This window comes from Lysinibacillus sp. BSL11, from assembly GCF_052928325.1.
Genome location: NZ_JAVGCX010000008.1, coordinates 188,573 through 204,989 on the forward strand (window position 1 = coordinate 188,573; position 16,417 = coordinate 204,989).

General features: G+C 36.7%; 18 protein-coding genes. All 18 read right to left on the reverse strand.

Features of this window, described 5'->3' with window-relative positions; all coding sequences use genetic code 11:
* Positions 1–11 precede the first annotated feature (11 nt).
* Complete coding sequence (gene fliD / locus RCJ95_RS11705; RefSeq protein WP_313150289.1) at positions 12–2,552, reverse strand: flagellar filament capping protein FliD; 2,541 nt, start codon at positions 2,550–2,552, stop codon at positions 12–14.
* A 26-nt stretch (positions 2,553–2,578) separates the two neighbouring features.
* Positions 2,579–2,968: a flagellar protein FlaG gene (locus RCJ95_RS11710; RefSeq protein WP_313150290.1), complete on the reverse strand. Its 390-nt coding sequence runs from the start codon at positions 2,966–2,968 to the stop codon at positions 2,579–2,581.
* Between the two features lie 470 nt (positions 2,969–3,438).
* Positions 3,439–3,792 (reverse strand): hypothetical protein, encoded by a 354-nt coding sequence (locus RCJ95_RS11715; RefSeq protein ID WP_258860695.1) that lies wholly within the window; start codon positions 3,790–3,792, stop codon positions 3,439–3,441.
* 37 nt (positions 3,793–3,829) lie between these two features.
* A complete protein-coding gene (locus tag RCJ95_RS11720; RefSeq protein ID WP_446722337.1) occupies positions 3,830–4,345 on the reverse strand; it encodes a hypothetical protein in 516 nt (171 codons plus the stop codon).
* 216 nt (positions 4,346–4,561) lie between these two features.
* Entirely contained in the window at positions 4,562–5,776 is a 1,215-nt protein-coding gene (gene fliB, locus RCJ95_RS11725) for a flagellin lysine-N-methylase (protein ID WP_446722338.1), read from the reverse strand.
* A 61-nt stretch (positions 5,777–5,837) separates the two neighbouring features.
* Positions 5,838–7,085, reverse strand: coding sequence for a flagellin N-terminal helical domain-containing protein (locus RCJ95_RS11730; RefSeq protein ID WP_446722339.1), 1,248 nt, complete (start codon positions 7,083–7,085; stop codon positions 5,838–5,840).
* A 138-nt stretch (positions 7,086–7,223) separates the two neighbouring features.
* Complete coding sequence (csrA, locus tag RCJ95_RS11735; RefSeq protein WP_313150303.1) at positions 7,224–7,445, reverse strand: carbon storage regulator CsrA; 222 nt, start codon at positions 7,443–7,445, stop codon at positions 7,224–7,226.
* Positions 7,445–7,888 (reverse strand): flagellar assembly protein FliW, encoded by a 444-nt coding sequence (fliW, locus tag RCJ95_RS11740; protein ID WP_313150304.1) that lies wholly within the window; start codon positions 7,886–7,888, stop codon positions 7,445–7,447. Before fliW ends, csrA begins: the two co-directional genes overlap by 1 nt.
* Before the next feature lie 16 nt (positions 7,889–7,904).
* Complete coding sequence (locus tag RCJ95_RS11745; protein WP_313150305.1) at positions 7,905–8,468, reverse strand: DUF6470 family protein; 564 nt, start codon at positions 8,466–8,468, stop codon at positions 7,905–7,907.
* Positions 8,469–8,609: 141 nt separating this feature from the next.
* Complete coding sequence (gene flgL / locus RCJ95_RS11750) at positions 8,610–9,605, reverse strand: flagellar hook-associated protein FlgL (RefSeq protein WP_313150306.1); 996 nt, start codon at positions 9,603–9,605, stop codon at positions 8,610–8,612.
* 27 nt (positions 9,606–9,632) lie between these two features.
* Complete coding sequence (gene flgK / locus RCJ95_RS11755; protein ID WP_313150307.1) at positions 9,633–11,300, reverse strand: flagellar hook-associated protein FlgK; 1,668 nt, start codon at positions 11,298–11,300, stop codon at positions 9,633–9,635.
* 16 nt (positions 11,301–11,316) lie between these two features.
* The gene (locus tag RCJ95_RS11760) at positions 11,317–11,817 is read right to left on the reverse strand and encodes a flagellar protein FlgN (RefSeq protein WP_312130502.1); all 501 of its coding nucleotides are present in this window, start codon (positions 11,815–11,817) and stop codon (positions 11,317–11,319) included.
* 27 nt (positions 11,818–11,844) lie between these two features.
* Complete coding sequence (flgM, locus tag RCJ95_RS11765) at positions 11,845–12,105, reverse strand: flagellar biosynthesis anti-sigma factor FlgM (RefSeq protein WP_054549755.1); 261 nt, start codon at positions 12,103–12,105, stop codon at positions 11,845–11,847.
* Between the two features lie 121 nt (positions 12,106–12,226).
* Positions 12,227–12,640, reverse strand: a complete 414-nt coding sequence (locus RCJ95_RS11770; protein ID WP_004227580.1) for a TIGR03826 family flagellar region protein — start codon at positions 12,638–12,640, stop codon at positions 12,227–12,229.
* Between the two features lie 78 nt (positions 12,641–12,718).
* Complete coding sequence (locus RCJ95_RS11775) at positions 12,719–13,309, reverse strand: ComF family protein (protein WP_446722340.1); 591 nt, start codon at positions 13,307–13,309, stop codon at positions 12,719–12,721.
* A complete protein-coding gene (locus RCJ95_RS11780) occupies positions 13,306–14,691 on the reverse strand; it encodes a DEAD/DEAH box helicase (protein WP_446722341.1) in 1,386 nt (461 codons plus the stop codon). Before RCJ95_RS11780 ends, RCJ95_RS11775 begins: the two co-directional genes overlap by 4 nt.
* A 44-nt stretch (positions 14,692–14,735) precedes the next feature.
* The gene (locus RCJ95_RS11785; RefSeq protein WP_328025696.1) at positions 14,736–15,578 is read right to left on the reverse strand and encodes a DegV family protein; all 843 of its coding nucleotides are present in this window, start codon (positions 15,576–15,578) and stop codon (positions 14,736–14,738) included.
* A 258-nt stretch (positions 15,579–15,836) separates the two neighbouring features.
* Positions 15,837–16,382: a DUF3225 domain-containing protein gene (locus RCJ95_RS11790; RefSeq protein ID WP_004227588.1), complete on the reverse strand. Its 546-nt coding sequence runs from the start codon at positions 16,380–16,382 to the stop codon at positions 15,837–15,839.
* Positions 16,383–16,417 lie beyond the last annotated feature (35 nt).

Here is a 16,417-nt window from a genome sequence, read left to right on the forward strand (position 1 = left end):
CCCTACCTTATTTAGAAGCCTCCGCCTTGTTGCATGAACATTCCAGATTGCTGATTTGCCTTATTCATCGCCTGCTCCATTGCTGAGAATTGTTTCCAGTAACGTGCCTCAATATTTTTGAGCTTATCTTGCCATGTCGAAATACGCTTATCTGTATCAATTAAGTTTTTACCAATCGTATATTGTTGATCTGTCATTGTAGCACGGCCAGCTCTTTGTTCAATTGAAATTTTAAACTCATCCATTGATCCACGTAATCTTGCAAGAAAGCCACGTGTATCAACAACTTTACCATCTACTACATCTTTGTCTTTACCAGCATCATTTTTAAATAGACGTGCCACTGCATCTGGGTCTGCCTCTAATGCTTCACGTAATTTCTTTTCATCAATCTCTAGTGTGCCACCATCATTATAATTTTTCGTAGTCGTGATACCAACACTAAATAATGTATTGAATTTTGAGTCTTCAAGCCCAGGCACAGCTTCATAAACAAGTGAGCGCATTTTAGATAGCCCGTCACGAAGAAGTGAATCACTGCGAAGTAAGCCACTTTTCGCTTTTTCTTCCCATAGCTTAATTTCACTTTCCTTCATATCTTTTTTCTGCTCTTCTGTTAGAGGGGCATAATCACGATATTTTTTTTGTGTTGTTTGCTCTTTTAAATCCTTAATTAAAGCATTGTACGTATTCACAAAGTCTTTAATTTTATTCATCATGTCATCTACATTTGTTGTAGATGATAGGGTAACTGCTGGATCAGTTGGATTCGTAGGTAGTCCAGCTTTAATGTCCTCGGTTCCACTTTCTAGTATACCTGCAGCATCTGCTTCTGCCTTAGCTGTAGAAAACGCTGATTCAGCATTACTCTTCCTTGCTTCAGCAGCTATTTTTTCACTGTTTGCTTTAATATAATCTGCTCTTTGAATATTTTGCTCAGCATAATTGTTAAATGCAGTATGGTATGCGGATAAATCATTCCATAAAAGCTTTTGTTCTTCTGATAATCCATCGACTTTTGTTGGATCATTAACCAAATCCGTAATTAGTTTATCACCAAACTTATTATATTTTGCGAGTAAATCATCTGCTTCCGCTTCCTCTTGGGCAAGCCCTTTATAACGATTTAATGCATCGACTGTATCTGTATCTGGTGATTGCGCCATTGCTACTAAATTAGTTAACTGATCTTTCGTGAAAGACTTCAATGCCGTTTTCATTTCATCAGAAAACCCAGCGGCATCTATATTTGCATGAATTGTCTCTAAGTCATCGTTACTGTCATAGCTAAAGCCTTTCAGAGAATCGATATCTATATCTTTCAGTTTCTTACCATAGACGGAGTAGTTCGCATAATCACTAAATTTATTTAAATCCGTTGTATTTAAAGATGCTACTTTTTCTAATTTATCACCTAAACCACTTAGCTTTGCTTTACTAGCGTCATCTAGACTACTAATCTGAATATCATTTTTAATTTGATCAATGCTTTTACCTGTAGCATCATAGTTACCTAAGAAGTTAATTTCATCAGTTGTTAAGTCTTTAAAGACTGAGGAACCAATTGAGTTATAAGTTTGTTGCTCTACCATTTTTAGAGGCTTTCCAAATAAGGCATCATACGCAGCTTGATGTGTATTTGTATAAGATGGGAAATCAGTTGCTCCTGCCCCGTAATATACATCACGTGCTGTTTCATAAGCTGCGTTTTTGGAATTATAAGCTGCCACCGCATTATCACGTTCAGTTCTTGCTGCAAGGTATTTATTAACATTTGTTGTTGTACCATTAAACGTCTTATTTAATGTAATGTTATAGCCATTGAGTGTAAATGTATTTGTGTTACGTTCTGTGGCAATACCATTTACCTGGAAAACGGCATTTTTACCTTCAGTTACGGTTGCTCCTTCTCCTTCTTGTAACTTTAATTTGCTTATATTCGTATTTGCACCATTTTCATCAATCCCTTTAACAGCAATATCGCCTTTACCAGTATTTTTAGCTGTGAAGGAGAACCGACCATTTTCAAAAATTGCTGAGACACCCATATTACTTTCATTTACTTTTTCTACAAAGCTATCGACTGTCATATTGGATGTAATGGCTACTTTTACACTTACTGGAGTGGAACCATCAGCTGAAGGTGCAGTGAATTCAATATATTTCGTATCACTTCCAACTAAGTCACTCATTTTTGTCGAACCAGTACCATCAATTTGTCCACTCGTTGTACGTGCAGCTTCTGCTAACTGTGAAACACCTTCAATAGAAAGTGTTCCCGTAGCCTTACTAGTAGCAATAGCTGAAACTAAATTTGAGTTCGAGCTACTCGCCGTTTTTGAACTTAAGTTTTTAATAACAAAGTTATCTGAAATAAAGTTATCAAATGTTTTTAATTTTGTATTGACATCCCGATAAGCATCACGTTGCCATTCATATCTTTGTTTATTTTGTAAAAGCTTATTTAATGGCGCTCTTTCTGCAGTCATTAATTTTTCTACTAAAGCATCTATGTCCATTCCTGATGCTAATCCACCTATTCGCATTACCATAAATAGTCCTCCATTTTAAAATATAATTATATTTTTTCGTCTACAATCATTCCGAATAGCTTTTGCATTTCATAAAAAGCGTCTAATAATTTTTTCGGTGGGATTTCTTTTAATACCTCATCAGTAGCACTATCTACTACAGTTACATAATAACGTTCTAAACCATCATGATACTTAAACTTTGCAGCACTCTGATTTACTTCCAGCATTTTATTCATTTTATCGACAACTTCTTGTACTTTTGCTTTTGTTTCATCATCATTACTAAGTTGTTGTATTTGTTCAACAATTGGTGTAGCACTTTTCATTGTAGTGTCGCTTCCTTGCGTTACTACTTTCTCCACTGCTGGTGCATTAGAGGAGACTTGCTGTTGAATAGTTGCTGCACCAGTATCTGCATTTCCTGAAATGCGCATAATTTCATCCTCCTTGAATCTAATACAGATATGATTGTTACTAATATCGGATAAAAATCAGAGAATTTCAGTTTTTTTTGAAACTATGTGGATAATTATAGGAGGAATACAATCCTATCTATTTCATTAATTAACTATCAAATGCAAGTCATAGGTTTATTTAGTAGTTATATAACAAAATAAGACTATTCAAACCTTTAATAGATTTGCACAGCCTTGTTTCATTTAAGTTTATTGATATACAAGTTATAATGAATATATTTATAAAAACCTGATAACAATTTCTTCTTAACAGATGAAAATATGTTATCTACATGTACTTCTGTTGAGAACCCTTCAAAAGTGTTTCGTAACATTAAAACCATTTATATGTATTTTGACAATTCACTCTTTTACATTTATATTCTATTTTGTCAATTCTAAAAATGTATAATACTAGGTTAAATAAGCAGCTAGTACCATCTAGCCACTTACATTTGAACTTTTTTAAACGTCCATTCAGAGGCACTAGCAAACAGTGGTGCAATCTCATTTTGAAATAAATACGTTATTGCTTCTATCTCTCTTTTTTCCAATAGCCCGTTTAAGATTGTTAGTCGTTCGATAACTTCCTGTATACGGCTATTAATAACGTAATGATTAGCTTGCATATGTTGCTCTACTGTTACTAGCCATTCGAGCCCTTCACTAAAATCTGCAATCATTTGAAAGGCTTGTTCTAGATTACTTGATTGAAAAGAGCTTGCAATCATTTGGCAGCCGTCTTGTACTTTTACAACATAATCATAGTAAGATTGTTGTGTATCTAGTAATAATTCATTCATTATTTTATCTCTCCCTACACATTAAGATAGTGGCTTTTCAGACATCTTCTTTCCTAGATATGGTACTAGTTTTTTCATGCAAAAGTTTTTTAATTTCCTTTAACTCTTTTTTTATATCAGCTAGTTCTTCACTTTTATCGTCATTGTTTTCATTTTCATCCATTGACTTTGGCTGTAGAAATAGTGAAATAAAGCGAGCTATGGAAATAAGCGTCATAAAGACACCCATTAATGCCTGACTCTGTAAAACAATTAGTGTGAATATTGACCATTTATTGCTATCAATTGTTAAGCTATACGTTACCATATGTGTAAAACTGTGATATATTGCATCGCCTGGTGTCATATCATTTATAAACTGAAATGTTAAGTAAGTGCCAGCAAACCAAAAGACAATTTCAAAATAGTTATGAATTAATGCAATGGTCATACGGCGGTAACTATTTAATTTATAATTGCTTGTTTCATATGGATGTACAAGCATCACATTTAGTTGATAAATTAAAATTTCAAAAATACGCAAGCTTCCGTACGCTACAAAGCAATACTTCACAATTATATTCACATTATCAACATAGCTAATTACTACGAAGGTAAATGCTAAAATGTATGCGTAATAACCCAAATGTCAATAAATCGTTGCTTCTCTTGTTGAGTTATTTTTTCTAGAATACATTTCTCCACTATAGTAAAAACACTTATTTTCTTTAGAAATCCCAAAATAGATACCCAGATTTCTACTAACAAAGACCTCTTATAATTACTATTTTCATCCATTTGTTTTAATATACGCAAATAAAAATGCTATTGTCTCCATATTAGATTCTTTAATCTTCTGACGTAATATGCCATAACTCTTATTATTATGAGCAACAGCCTTTGTATAGCTTTGAATTGCGAGCACAGCATCATTAACAGTCAAATTTCCATTATAGGAGGCAATACCAATTAATAAAGCTTTAATCAACTGATAATTAATAACAACATCTTCATATGCCTCTAATATCGTTTTACCATTATACGGAAATACATTTGTAAAAATATAATGTACTATATAATTTTCTAAAATATAATGATGCTCTTGAATAAATTGCTGATAAACAGATTGTGCAGCTATATATTTTTGCAAAGTTTCTTCTTTAATTTCCTTGTTCTCTAATGGACCTGTCTGTAAGCCTCGGATAAATTGATTTACGACTTCAATATATCGTACGTTAAACGAAAGTTCCTCTACCGTTGTACGAAGGAGTTCTTTATGCATTTGGAGTTGAACCAGTTCATTTCCTTTAATTTGCATAACTGCTTCTATATATTGTGGTGTTAAAAAGCGTTGCTGCATCATTTGGATAACTTGTTCTGTATGCTCTAATGTTTTTGGTTGCTCGTTTAACTTTTCAGCAAGTAAACCAAGTAACATCATACGCAAGTCCAATGAAATACTCCGTTCTTGCAATAAAGTAATCACAAATGTTCGAATAGCCCATAAAATATCTGCATGTTCCCCATCTAAAAAAGCTTTACTTTGAATACGTTCTGATGGCTGTGCCAACACTTCTTCAAATTCTATCCCTTCTATTTGCAATAGCAATGAGCGAACAACCTCAGGACATGATAATGTTAAAGATTTCTCGATATACTGACCAATTTCACGGTGCTCTCTCGGATAAATGGCACATGTATTACATAACGAATTTTCACCTAGCTCCTTATGAATTAAACACCATTTATTATCATCTAAAAAGTGGCATTCATTTTGTTCATTCATTTTCATTCGCCCATAGTTAGCATCTCTCGTAGCCTTTTGGTTTTTTTGATAAGCTTTTTTTGCTAACGGTTTAATAATAGGGTTACTGGATGTTGCTACTTTCATAAAGCCTACACGGTCAATATCGACATTCCATATTCGACAACAAAAGTCCTCACAAGCTCCCCCGATACATCGAAATTGCTCTGTCCCTTTAGGAACTAACATTACTTTTCCCATTTTCACCACTCCTTCATAAAAAAAGCTTGAAGGTAAATACCTTCAAGCTCCTTGTTAGGAATTAACCTAATAATTGTAATACACCTTGTGGCTGTTGGTTTGCTTGCGCTAACATTGATTGAGCTGCTTGCATTAAGATATTGTTCTTAGTGAACTCCATCATTTCTTTTGCCATATCTGTATCACGGATACGAGACTCAGCAGCTGTTAAGTTTTCAGAAGCAGCACCTAAGTTATTGATTGTGTGCTCTAAACGGTTTTGAACAGCACCTAGTGCAGAACGTTGCTCTGATACTTTTTTAATTGCATCATCAACTGATGTAATAGTAGCTGTTGCTTGTTCACGAGTAGAAACATCTACCCCACCAACAGTGAATTCTTCACCGTCATCTAAAGCTGTCTGCAAACCTAATTTAGTATTAGTAATAGCTACATCTGCACCATTAACTTTAATTGTTGCAGTACCAGTGGCAAATTCACCGACTTTAACGCCATCTTTTAACACGTTGCTACCACTAATTTCATATTTACCTGCTGCAAGCTTTTGTACATCTGCATCTGCTGGTGTACGTAATTCAGCTTTGCCATCTTTAATATTAATAATTGAACCAGGAGTTAAAGCTGCGCCATTAGTAGCCTTTGTAAATTCAGCTGCATCTGAACCATCAGCTAATTGAATTTTATTATTAGCTACTTTACCTACTTCTTGTCCTTTAGCATCTAAAACTTTAGTTCCTTCAATTTTGTAAGAACCATCTTTTAGTCCAGTAACAGCAACTCCTGAGTCTGCTACTACTGTTTTAGTTAGACCTAAAGTTGCAGCATCCATATTACCAATATCAAGACTCATATCTTGGTTTTCGTTTGCACCAATTTGGAATTTACCACTGAATGAACCGTCAAGTAATTTTTGAGTGTTGAACTCTGTAGTACCCGCGATACGATCGATTTCTTTTGTTAATTGCTCAATTTCTTGTTGGATTGCATCACGGTCAAGGTTAACGTTTGTATCGTTCCCTGATTGAACTGACAATTCACGCATACGTTGTAGAATTGAGTGAGTTTCGTTTAATGCACCCTCAGCAGTTTGGATTAAAGAAATTGCATCTTGAGAGTTTTTCGTAGCCATGTCAAGACCACGGATTTGTCCGCGCATTTTTTCAGAGATTGCTAAACCAGCAGCATCGTCACCAGCACGGTTAATTTTGAAACCAGAAGATAATTTCTCAAGGTTTTTTGAAGCTTGTGTGTTGTTGAAACCTAAGTTACGGTGTGCGTTTAACGCTGAAATATTGTGTTGAATTCTCATTTGGAATTCCTCCTTGAATTGTTTTTTTGTAACCCACATCCTTGTGGGAGAGCTTGGTTTCTGTAGTATGTACTACTTCTGCCTTACAATCTATATATCGTACGATAGATTGAATGTTTAATAGTTTTCAAAAAAATTTTATTTGTTTTTTTGCAATTTACTTAAAAAGTCTGCAGAAGTTGCTAGTGCTTCTTTATTTTGTTCTTGAATGGCTTCAAAAATTTCTGAGCGATGAACCTTCACTGATTTTGGTGCCACGATGCCGAGCTTTATTTGATCACCCTCGACCGCAAGTATCTTGACTTCAATTTGGTCGCCAATCATGATGGATTCGCCTTTTTTTCTAGATAATACAAGCATTACTTGGCACTTCCTTCCGCAGCACCGATTGGATAGCGTAATGGATAGCTTGCACTATCTTGTAACACAATTTGTTTTCCAAGTTTTTTTACTGTATTTATAACAACTGGAGCTAGTAAATTCATTGTAGATTCTTGGAACGTTTCTTTTAATGTCAAAATTGTGTAAGGTACAATATCATCTTCTTTTTCAATTTGCAAATCCTCTTTAACGTCCTCATCAATTTCGAATTCATAGTCCTTTTTAAAGGCAAATGGATAAGCGAGCACAAAGCCAAGTTCTTGATGTTCAACAGATTGCAAGACTACTAACGGTAAATCTGCATCGAGAGGTAACAAGACGAATTTACAAGCATTTGGGAAGCCTGGCAGTCCTGTTTCAAATGTTAAGATGTCTTGTTCATTAATTTCAACTGTTCCTAAAAATTTTGTTTCAATATCCATTAGATTACTCTCTCCTTTAACCAATTACATCAATGTCAACATTTGGTCTTTGTACCATTGTACCAGTTACTTTCCCTGGTGTGTATTCGTAGATTGGTTTGTTCACCTTTGCGTCAATTATTGGCTCTCTCCGCTCAATATTGACATCTGTTGTGCCAGGAGTATAGTCGATTTTTACAGAGCCTATGGATGGCACGAATTTGATATTGAACGGTGCACGATGGGGCCCATGATTTTGTTTAGCAATATTTTGCATAATAGCGCGTCCTTGTCCTTTACCAGCTGACATCATTATTTGTCGCCCTTCATTTACTCGTCTCTCGATACCATTTAGAGCAGTCTGTTGACCTTCTTTAGCAGCATTTTTAGTCGCTTCAATTGGTCCAATTAACCCTAAATCTCTCCTCGCTTGTGAGGAATCTATTTTTAAAACACCTCTTGTTGTATGAATCTCCAAGATAGCGGCTGGTTGTTCAATATGCAGAGTAGCCTCTGGTTGTTCAATGTGTTGTTGTGGTTTTCCTATATGAAGATCTAATTTGGCATCTGTTGTACGAATTTGAATTTGAGGGAGTCTCATTTTACCTCTCCTTTCAATAAAAGCGTCTGAACGAATTGTCCAAACGCTTTCCTTCTTCATTTATAAAATTTGTTCGCTATACCTATTATCACTTTGCTTTTCCCTATAATCTCTTGGTTTTCAGATTATGACTAGTGCGTATTATCTAATAAAATCTACTAGAGTTTGCTGAATAATCCTTGCGCCTACAGATAATGCAGCCTGATGAATAGACTCTGAAGTAACCATTTCCGTTATCGCTTTTGAATAATCAACATCTTCATTGTTTGATAATTGTTTAGTTACGCTTATTTCCCGAAGCGACAAGCGATTTTCCATTAATTCCACACGATTTTGGCGTGCCCCCATATCGGCCTGTGTCTCAAGGATTTTATTGTGTATATTTGTTATATCATCCGATTTACTATTGGAAGTAAAACCACCTAATGCTTTACTAATTTCTTCGCTGGTCGCTGGCCCAGGAACTCTTTCAGGATCCAATAAGTTTGATATTTTCCCCATTAATGAATCGATATTCCCAAATAAATCAGCACCAGGTGCATTCACTTGTAATTTAATCCCATCATAGACCTCAATTTGAACATCAGCATTCGGTGCTGTTAATTTATCAGCTGCTGTAGAAATAATATTTGTTCCATCGTAAAGTTGATAATCCGCATTAATTATTTTTGAACCATCAGTATTTGGGGGAGTCGCATCTACAAATAAAGGTTTATCCGTATTCGTACCACTGAAAATATAACGGTCACCAATTTTTGTATTCGATACATCCTGAATCTGTTGGCGAATTTGATCAATTTCTGTCTTAATTTTTGCACGCTCATCAGGTGTATTTGTATCATTGGCTGCTTGAATCACAAGTTCACGAACACGCTTCATTTGTTCACCTACTTGGTTCAGTGACTCATCGGTTGTATCTATCCAGTTATTGACCTCATTCATATTTCGTGTATATTGTTCAACTCGTCCCAAATCACGACGATAGCCCATTCCCTTTACAGCAATAACAGGATCATCAGAGGGTCTAGTAATTTTTTTACCAGAATTAATTTGGTCTTGTAGTTTAGACATTCTGCCATAGCTTCTGTTTAGGTTAAGCAGCATGTTATTTGATAGCATCGTTTGTGTCACACGCATGTTAAGAAAAACCCCTTTCTAATAATTTTATAGTCCTACACGGCCCATACCATTGATAATTTTATCTAAAGTTTCATCGACAACTGTAATCATACGTGCATTGGCATTGTACGCCTGTTGGAACGTAATCATATTCGTCATTTCTTCATCTAAGGACACCGAGCTGACAGATGCGCGGTTATAAGTTATTGATAATAACAGGTTTTCAGAGGTTTTATTTAATTGATAGGCTTCTTCACCGTCTGTACCCAATTTTCCAATCATTCCTTGATAGAAAGAGTTGAAAGTTGCGCTATCAAGATGCTCTGTTGAAGGTGGAATTACAACAGAATTTGCACCAACTGTAATTGTAAATCCTCCAGCACCAATTGCTTTTGATTGTAAATTGGCTAGCTCAATTGCCCATTTACCATTACCTACTTCATTAGGAGCAGAAGAAGCAGCTAGTTTCGAAGAATCTTTGGAAAATTCTTCATTTATTTTAATGTTGCTAGCATTAATTGTTGTAGAACCATCCATCGTTTCAAAGAAGTTTAATCCATTTTGTACACCTGTCAAATCATAGCCTGCCTTATGTACAGCATTAAATGTATTAGCAAAGGTAGAAGCTAGTTTATCCAAATTTGCTAATGCTTCTGGATAGTAACCTTTTATACCTGAAAAAGCACCTCCCGCGTCATATTCAGCATATCCGTACGAATTAATAAGTGATAGTAGTTTACCTTTTCCAGGCTCAAGTTCGTTATATTTAATTGATTCCAATCCTACAGCATCAGCAGCTGGCTTTGTTGGTGGTTCACCTAACTTGGAAATTTTTATTTCCTGAAAAACCTTTGTTAAATCATTGCCATCAATACTTGCTACTGTACCTGTTGTATCTGTTCCCGTAGTAGTTAATGCTGCATATTCAGTACCATTAACTAATTCAATTGGCGTACCTGATGGATACGGCTTAAACTTTATTGTTAGACTACCCTCAGCCACCTCACTAGCAACCCCACCCGACGGAACACGTTCAATATATACAGGTATATAGCTATTTAGTTCATCAATTAACACATCACGCGCATCATACAAATCATTAGGAACATGCCCATTTGGCTCAACCTCTTGTATTTGCTTATTAATGGATGCAATTCTCTTTAATATAGAATTAATACGATCTGTAGATACATTAATTTCGTTTCCTAAATTACCTTGTATTGTTTTTATCTGCGTGTCCATATAATTAAATGATTGTGCAAGATGTTTTGCTCGTTCAATCGCTACTGTTCGGGACGATGCATTTTCTGGATTCGTACTAACATCCTCTAGCCCCTTCCAAAATTGCTCTAATGCTGCATTTAAGCCAAATTGGGATGGCTCATCCATAATATCTTCCATTTGTGAAATCGCATTAGAACGGGCTTCCCAATAGCCAAATTTATTCGTTTCTTGACGATATTGGCGATCAATAAACTCATCGCGAATACGTTGGATAGATGTTGCTTCGACACCCGTCCCAAGATGACCAGGATATGAAGGTGAATTTAGTCCAGCAGTTGGAAAACCTGGTGTAGCTTGCATGTTTACTCGTTGACGAGAGTAGCCTAGTGTGTTGGCGTTGGAAATATTGTGACCTGTTGTATATAAAGCAGTTTGCTGTGTGAAGAGGCCACGTTTACTAGCTTCTAAGCCCATAAATGTTGAGCGCATGTTTCTTCCTCCCTTGTTATGCTTGTGAATCGAAATATGATTTTTTAGCTATATTGTTTGTGCCACGGACCTCATTGCTGGAATAGTTCATTTGCTCTGTACGAGGTCTTACTGCATCTAATGTTAGGTTGACGATTTGTAAGGATTGGAAAACGAGTTTTTGATTTAGATCATTTTGTTTTCGTAGGTCATTAATAATTTGCATTAAACGTTCGCGAACTGCTGATAGTGTTGCTTTGTCAGCTTGTTGTTCAGTAGCCTCGATGACATCCGCGACAGTTGTTTTGTCAGCTGAAGCAAGTCCCTTTGCTTCAAGGTAGTCCGTTACCTGTTTCTGACGCTGTTGCTCGAGCTTATCGATGGCTGCTACGTGGGCCTGCTCATCCTTGAGCAATTGGTCTAGCGCTTCGATATCGCCAGCTTTAATAATTTCTGTCTTTTTAAAGGCTAGTTCGAGTAAGCTTTTATGCATTCTCTCTAGCATTGTTAGTGTAGAACTAATTGCTTCTACAGACATATCGTTATACACCCTTTCTGCTATTCCCTAGAAACGATAATATTTCAGCATATCCTCTGCCACTTTACGCGCATCTACTTTGTATTCTCCAGAAGCAATATCCTTTTTCAACTGTTGAACATGGTCTGCACGCTCCGAACTGTAGGTTGAAACACCTCGCATCTCTTGTGCAGCCTTTGAAATTTCAATTTTATCGGCGAAAGATGCCTTGTTTGTATTTGATTTCACATTGCGCACTTGGTTTTTATAGGCGTTTACTGCATTAACTCCATAAGATGTAATTTTCATTTCAATACCCCCCATCTCTAAATCCTATCTTACTATTATTTCGGATTGTCTCACATAATGTTAAGTTTTCACATAGAAAAAAGTGTGCTAATTTTGTTTAAAATTAACACACTTGGAGTAATTAACGTTTACGCTCTGAGTGATAGGTTACTCTCTCACGTTCCTCAACACTTTGGCGAAACTCTTTGGCAGCTTCAAATGTCCGTAAGTCTGCTTTTAATTCATCCTGACATTTCGAGCAGAGCTTTCCTGTCGTCGTTAGATGGCCACAGTTATCACATGGATAGCCTAGATTCGGGAACATTGCTGGCTGTAAACGGCCTTTACGGACCCATTTAAATAGTAAGTCTTTATCTGCTCCCGTTGCTTCTACAATACGTTCTACAGTTGCCGCACGGTTTTCACGTTTACGTAAGAAACGATAAACGATTTGATAAAGCTCCTCCTCTGATTGTGCACACTTATGACACACTTCTCGGACTCCTGTATAATTAAAAAACTCATTACATTTCGGACAATTACGAACCTCTGCCATTGGCCTTTCCTCCTCTTTCTAGCAAATTTATCTACGGTTGCTGTCTCATTAACTATTATACATAATGCATTGGTATTTTCATCCTTCAATTAATGTGAAGTATTGGACATTTTTAGCACCCGCCTGCATTAAAACAGTTGTAGCATGCTGTAGAGTTGTCCCTGTAGTTTTTATATCGTCAAAAAGAAGATAATTTTTATGTTCGACTTGTGCACCCTCCTTTAATCTAAAAAGTGGAGCTGCCTGTATACGCTGCTCTCTATTTTTGGAGCTTTGGGTTTCTGTCGTTTTCTTCTCTAATAATTGCATAAAAGGAATATGCGCTGCCTTTAATAGTTCATCAGTATGCGAGAAAGTACGCTCCTGCTGCTTGAAAGGATGCATTGGAATGGGGAGAATAATCGCTTTTTCTCTATTGAGACGATTATGAAGCTCCTGCCGAAATACCTTTGCAAGAGCCGCATCTTGAAGAAACTTTAACTGGTGTAAGTAATCCTTCATCGCCTCATTATATTGATAAAGGGATGTAGCAGATTGAGAAGGTACAAAACGATCGGTACATCTTTCACATATAGTTGGCGAGAATTGCTTGGTTAGAATAATTTTCCAGGAAATAGTTATTTTTAACGGCTGGGTGCATATTAAACAATGAGATTCTATTTTATTCATTCAGAAAATCCCTTCTTATTATAAAATTGAATTTTTGCGCATGCCTCATCCATCTCTGCCGTGATGCCGTGATGAAAGAATAGGACGTCCCCATCAGGAAATTGAACATCTCGCCCAACTCGACCTGCAATCTGAATGAGGGCATTGGCGGTAAAAATCAATGATTCTGCTCCAATAACAGCCACCTGTACATTGCTGATTGTAATGCCTCTTTCTAATATCGTAGTGGTTAATAAGCCGGGAACTTCTTTATTTCGTAGCTTTAACACCTTCTCCTTCCGCTCAGGGTCAGCTGCATGTACAGCTAATATGCCTTCATTTAACTCTTGAACAAGAGGTATCGCACGTTTCATTAAGTCAATTGTCGGGAAAAATAGTAAAAAGGGTTCCTTTTGGCGTAAGCGCTCCTCCACCCACTTTTTTAACCTTTTAGGGACTTTACCTCGCATAAAGCATTTATTATAGCTCCATAAAGAACGAACTTGTGGAACTGGTAATGGATGATTATGATAGCGTTTTGGAATAAAAGAGTGGCTTTCTTGCTGGAAAGTATGGAGTAATGATGCTGATGGGGTTGCTGTCACAAATACCAGAGGAGCATTTTCCTTTTTAGCCTTTTCTACTGCTCTTTGTAGAGTTTCATCAAATGTATAAGGAAAAGCATCTGCCTCATCTACAATAATGACATCAAATGCCTTATCAAATCGGTAGAGTTGATGGGTTGTTGCTATAACAAGCTGTGCATAGCCATTTTGGTAAGGTACTCCACCGTATAAAGCATGAATAACTGTTTCAGGAAAAGCCCGTTGAAAGCGTGGATACAGTTCTAACACTACATCTGTCCGTGGTGTCGCAATACAAACACGTAGCCCTCGCTTTAATGCATCATACACAGATGGGAAAAGTAGCTCTGTTTTGCCTGCACCACATACTGCATGAATTAAATGCGAGCGTTTTGCTTTCACACTTGCAAAGATTTCATTTGCAGCCTGTTGCTGGAGTTCGGTGTATTGCCCTACCCATTTTAATGAATGCTTGTTAATTTTTATCGCCCTGGGGCCTGTCCAAATTATCAATTGTGTACAGCTACTGACTCTCCCCATCTTAATACAGTGTCGGCAGTAGACACATTGTTGCTGACATTTTGAGCAATCGAATTTTGTGAATAAGTGTGGGTCTGTATTGTGACAACGATTGCATTTCATAACTGGCTTTATTTGAATTCCTTCTATTATATTGACGTATTTTCGCTGTATTGCTTTCTCAATATCTTCAGATGAAAATGGCGAATGTTCTTTTAACCAAATGCGACCTTCATGAAAATCACGTAATGCTGGGGGCAACAGCCAACCCCTATATCTCATTAAAACCTCCCCTTTCATAGAAAAAAGCCTCTACTTTTGCTGTAGAGACTTCTCACAATTCGTTATTTTTTTGTCCATCCTAATCCCATCGATCCTTCACCTAAATGGGTACCAATAACAGGACCGAAATAGCTTAGTTTAAAGTTTACGTTCGGGTACGTTGCGGCTAATTGCTCTAGCCATTCTTGCGCTTCGGCAGGGCAATTCCCGTGAATGACAACAGCGTCCATCGCTGCATACTTTTTGGCATCCTCTGCTAGCAATTCTTCCGCACGCTTTAATGCCTTTTTACGTGTTCGGATTTTTTCGAAAGGTACAATTACCTTATCCACAAAATGTAAAACAGGCTTTACTTGCAATAAACCACCGATTAATGCTGCCGCAGAAGATAAACGCCCACCACGCTGTAAATGTGCTAAGTCGTCTACTATGAAGTAAGCACGAATAGACTGCTGCATGTCCGCTAATGCTGCAAGTATGTCTTTTGCTGAATGACCCTCTTTCGCCATTTCAGCTGCTCTTAATACGTAAAAGCCTTGAACAGCACAGGATATTTCACTGTCAAAGGTATAAACATCAATGCCTTCCACCATTTCACCGGCCTGTACTGCACCTTGGTATGTTCCACTAATACCACTCGATAAATGGATGGAAATAATCTCATCGTAATCTTTTGCTAGCTCATCAAAAAGAGCGACAAATTCTCCGATTGGAGGCTGTGTTGTTTTGGGAAATTCTTTAGCTCCACGCACCTTATCATAAAATTCAGATGCTGTGATATCTACTTCTTCTGCAAATAATTGACCTGAGATATTAACACTTAAAGGTATCATGTGAATGTTTAAGCGTGCACGTTCCTCAGCTGTAATATATGCAGTACTATCTGTTACGATTGCCGTCCTCATCCATGTCCACTCTCCTATAATTCTTAGTTTACAATCTATTTCTACTTGGTGCAATTGTTGTTCGTTGTTGTTACTGTCGCTTTTGCATATATTACGAAAAACAAAAAGAAATGAATGTGAAATGAATGACGAACGTCGGATTCCCGTTCTCGCCCTTCTAGAGTTATGCTAGTAAGCTAGCTTCCATTTCACATTCATTGTCTATGTATAATAGGCATATCTTCACTCAATTGTTATGTTGAATGAAGATAGCTTCTGTTAATTTCCTGTACTTGACTGTGAGTCATCGCCAATATAAAAGACACTCGTCACTTTCCAATCATTGTCCTCTTTCACAAAGACTGTTACCTGACGTCCTGCACTTTCATGTTCGACATTTGTCTCAAGCTGAAGTGAGTGCATTTTCATGTTGGCAAATACTTGCGCCTCTTCTGATTCATACTTTGCAATTGTTACATTTTCTACTTCACGCTTAATATCAAATTGATCAAATACTTCTGATGCATATGTTTTTTCTTCATCGTATTTAAAACCCTTTGGATTTTTCGAGATTGTATTCATATAACGATCAATTTCTTCAGCATTTAATGCAGCAATATACTCATCAAAAGATGCTAAAATCGCCTTTTCATCTTCCGCTGGTACATTATCAGCCTTTTCTACGTTTCCACCCATCATTTCAAAACCAACTGTACCATCCTCTATTACTTTATCTCGTTCTTCATCACTCATCTTTTCATCTTTATTACCACAGGCAGTTAACACTAATAAGATTAGAACTGCTAGAAAACTTTTCTTTAACATCAAAAAACCTCCCGCGCATATTGTAGCATATAAAT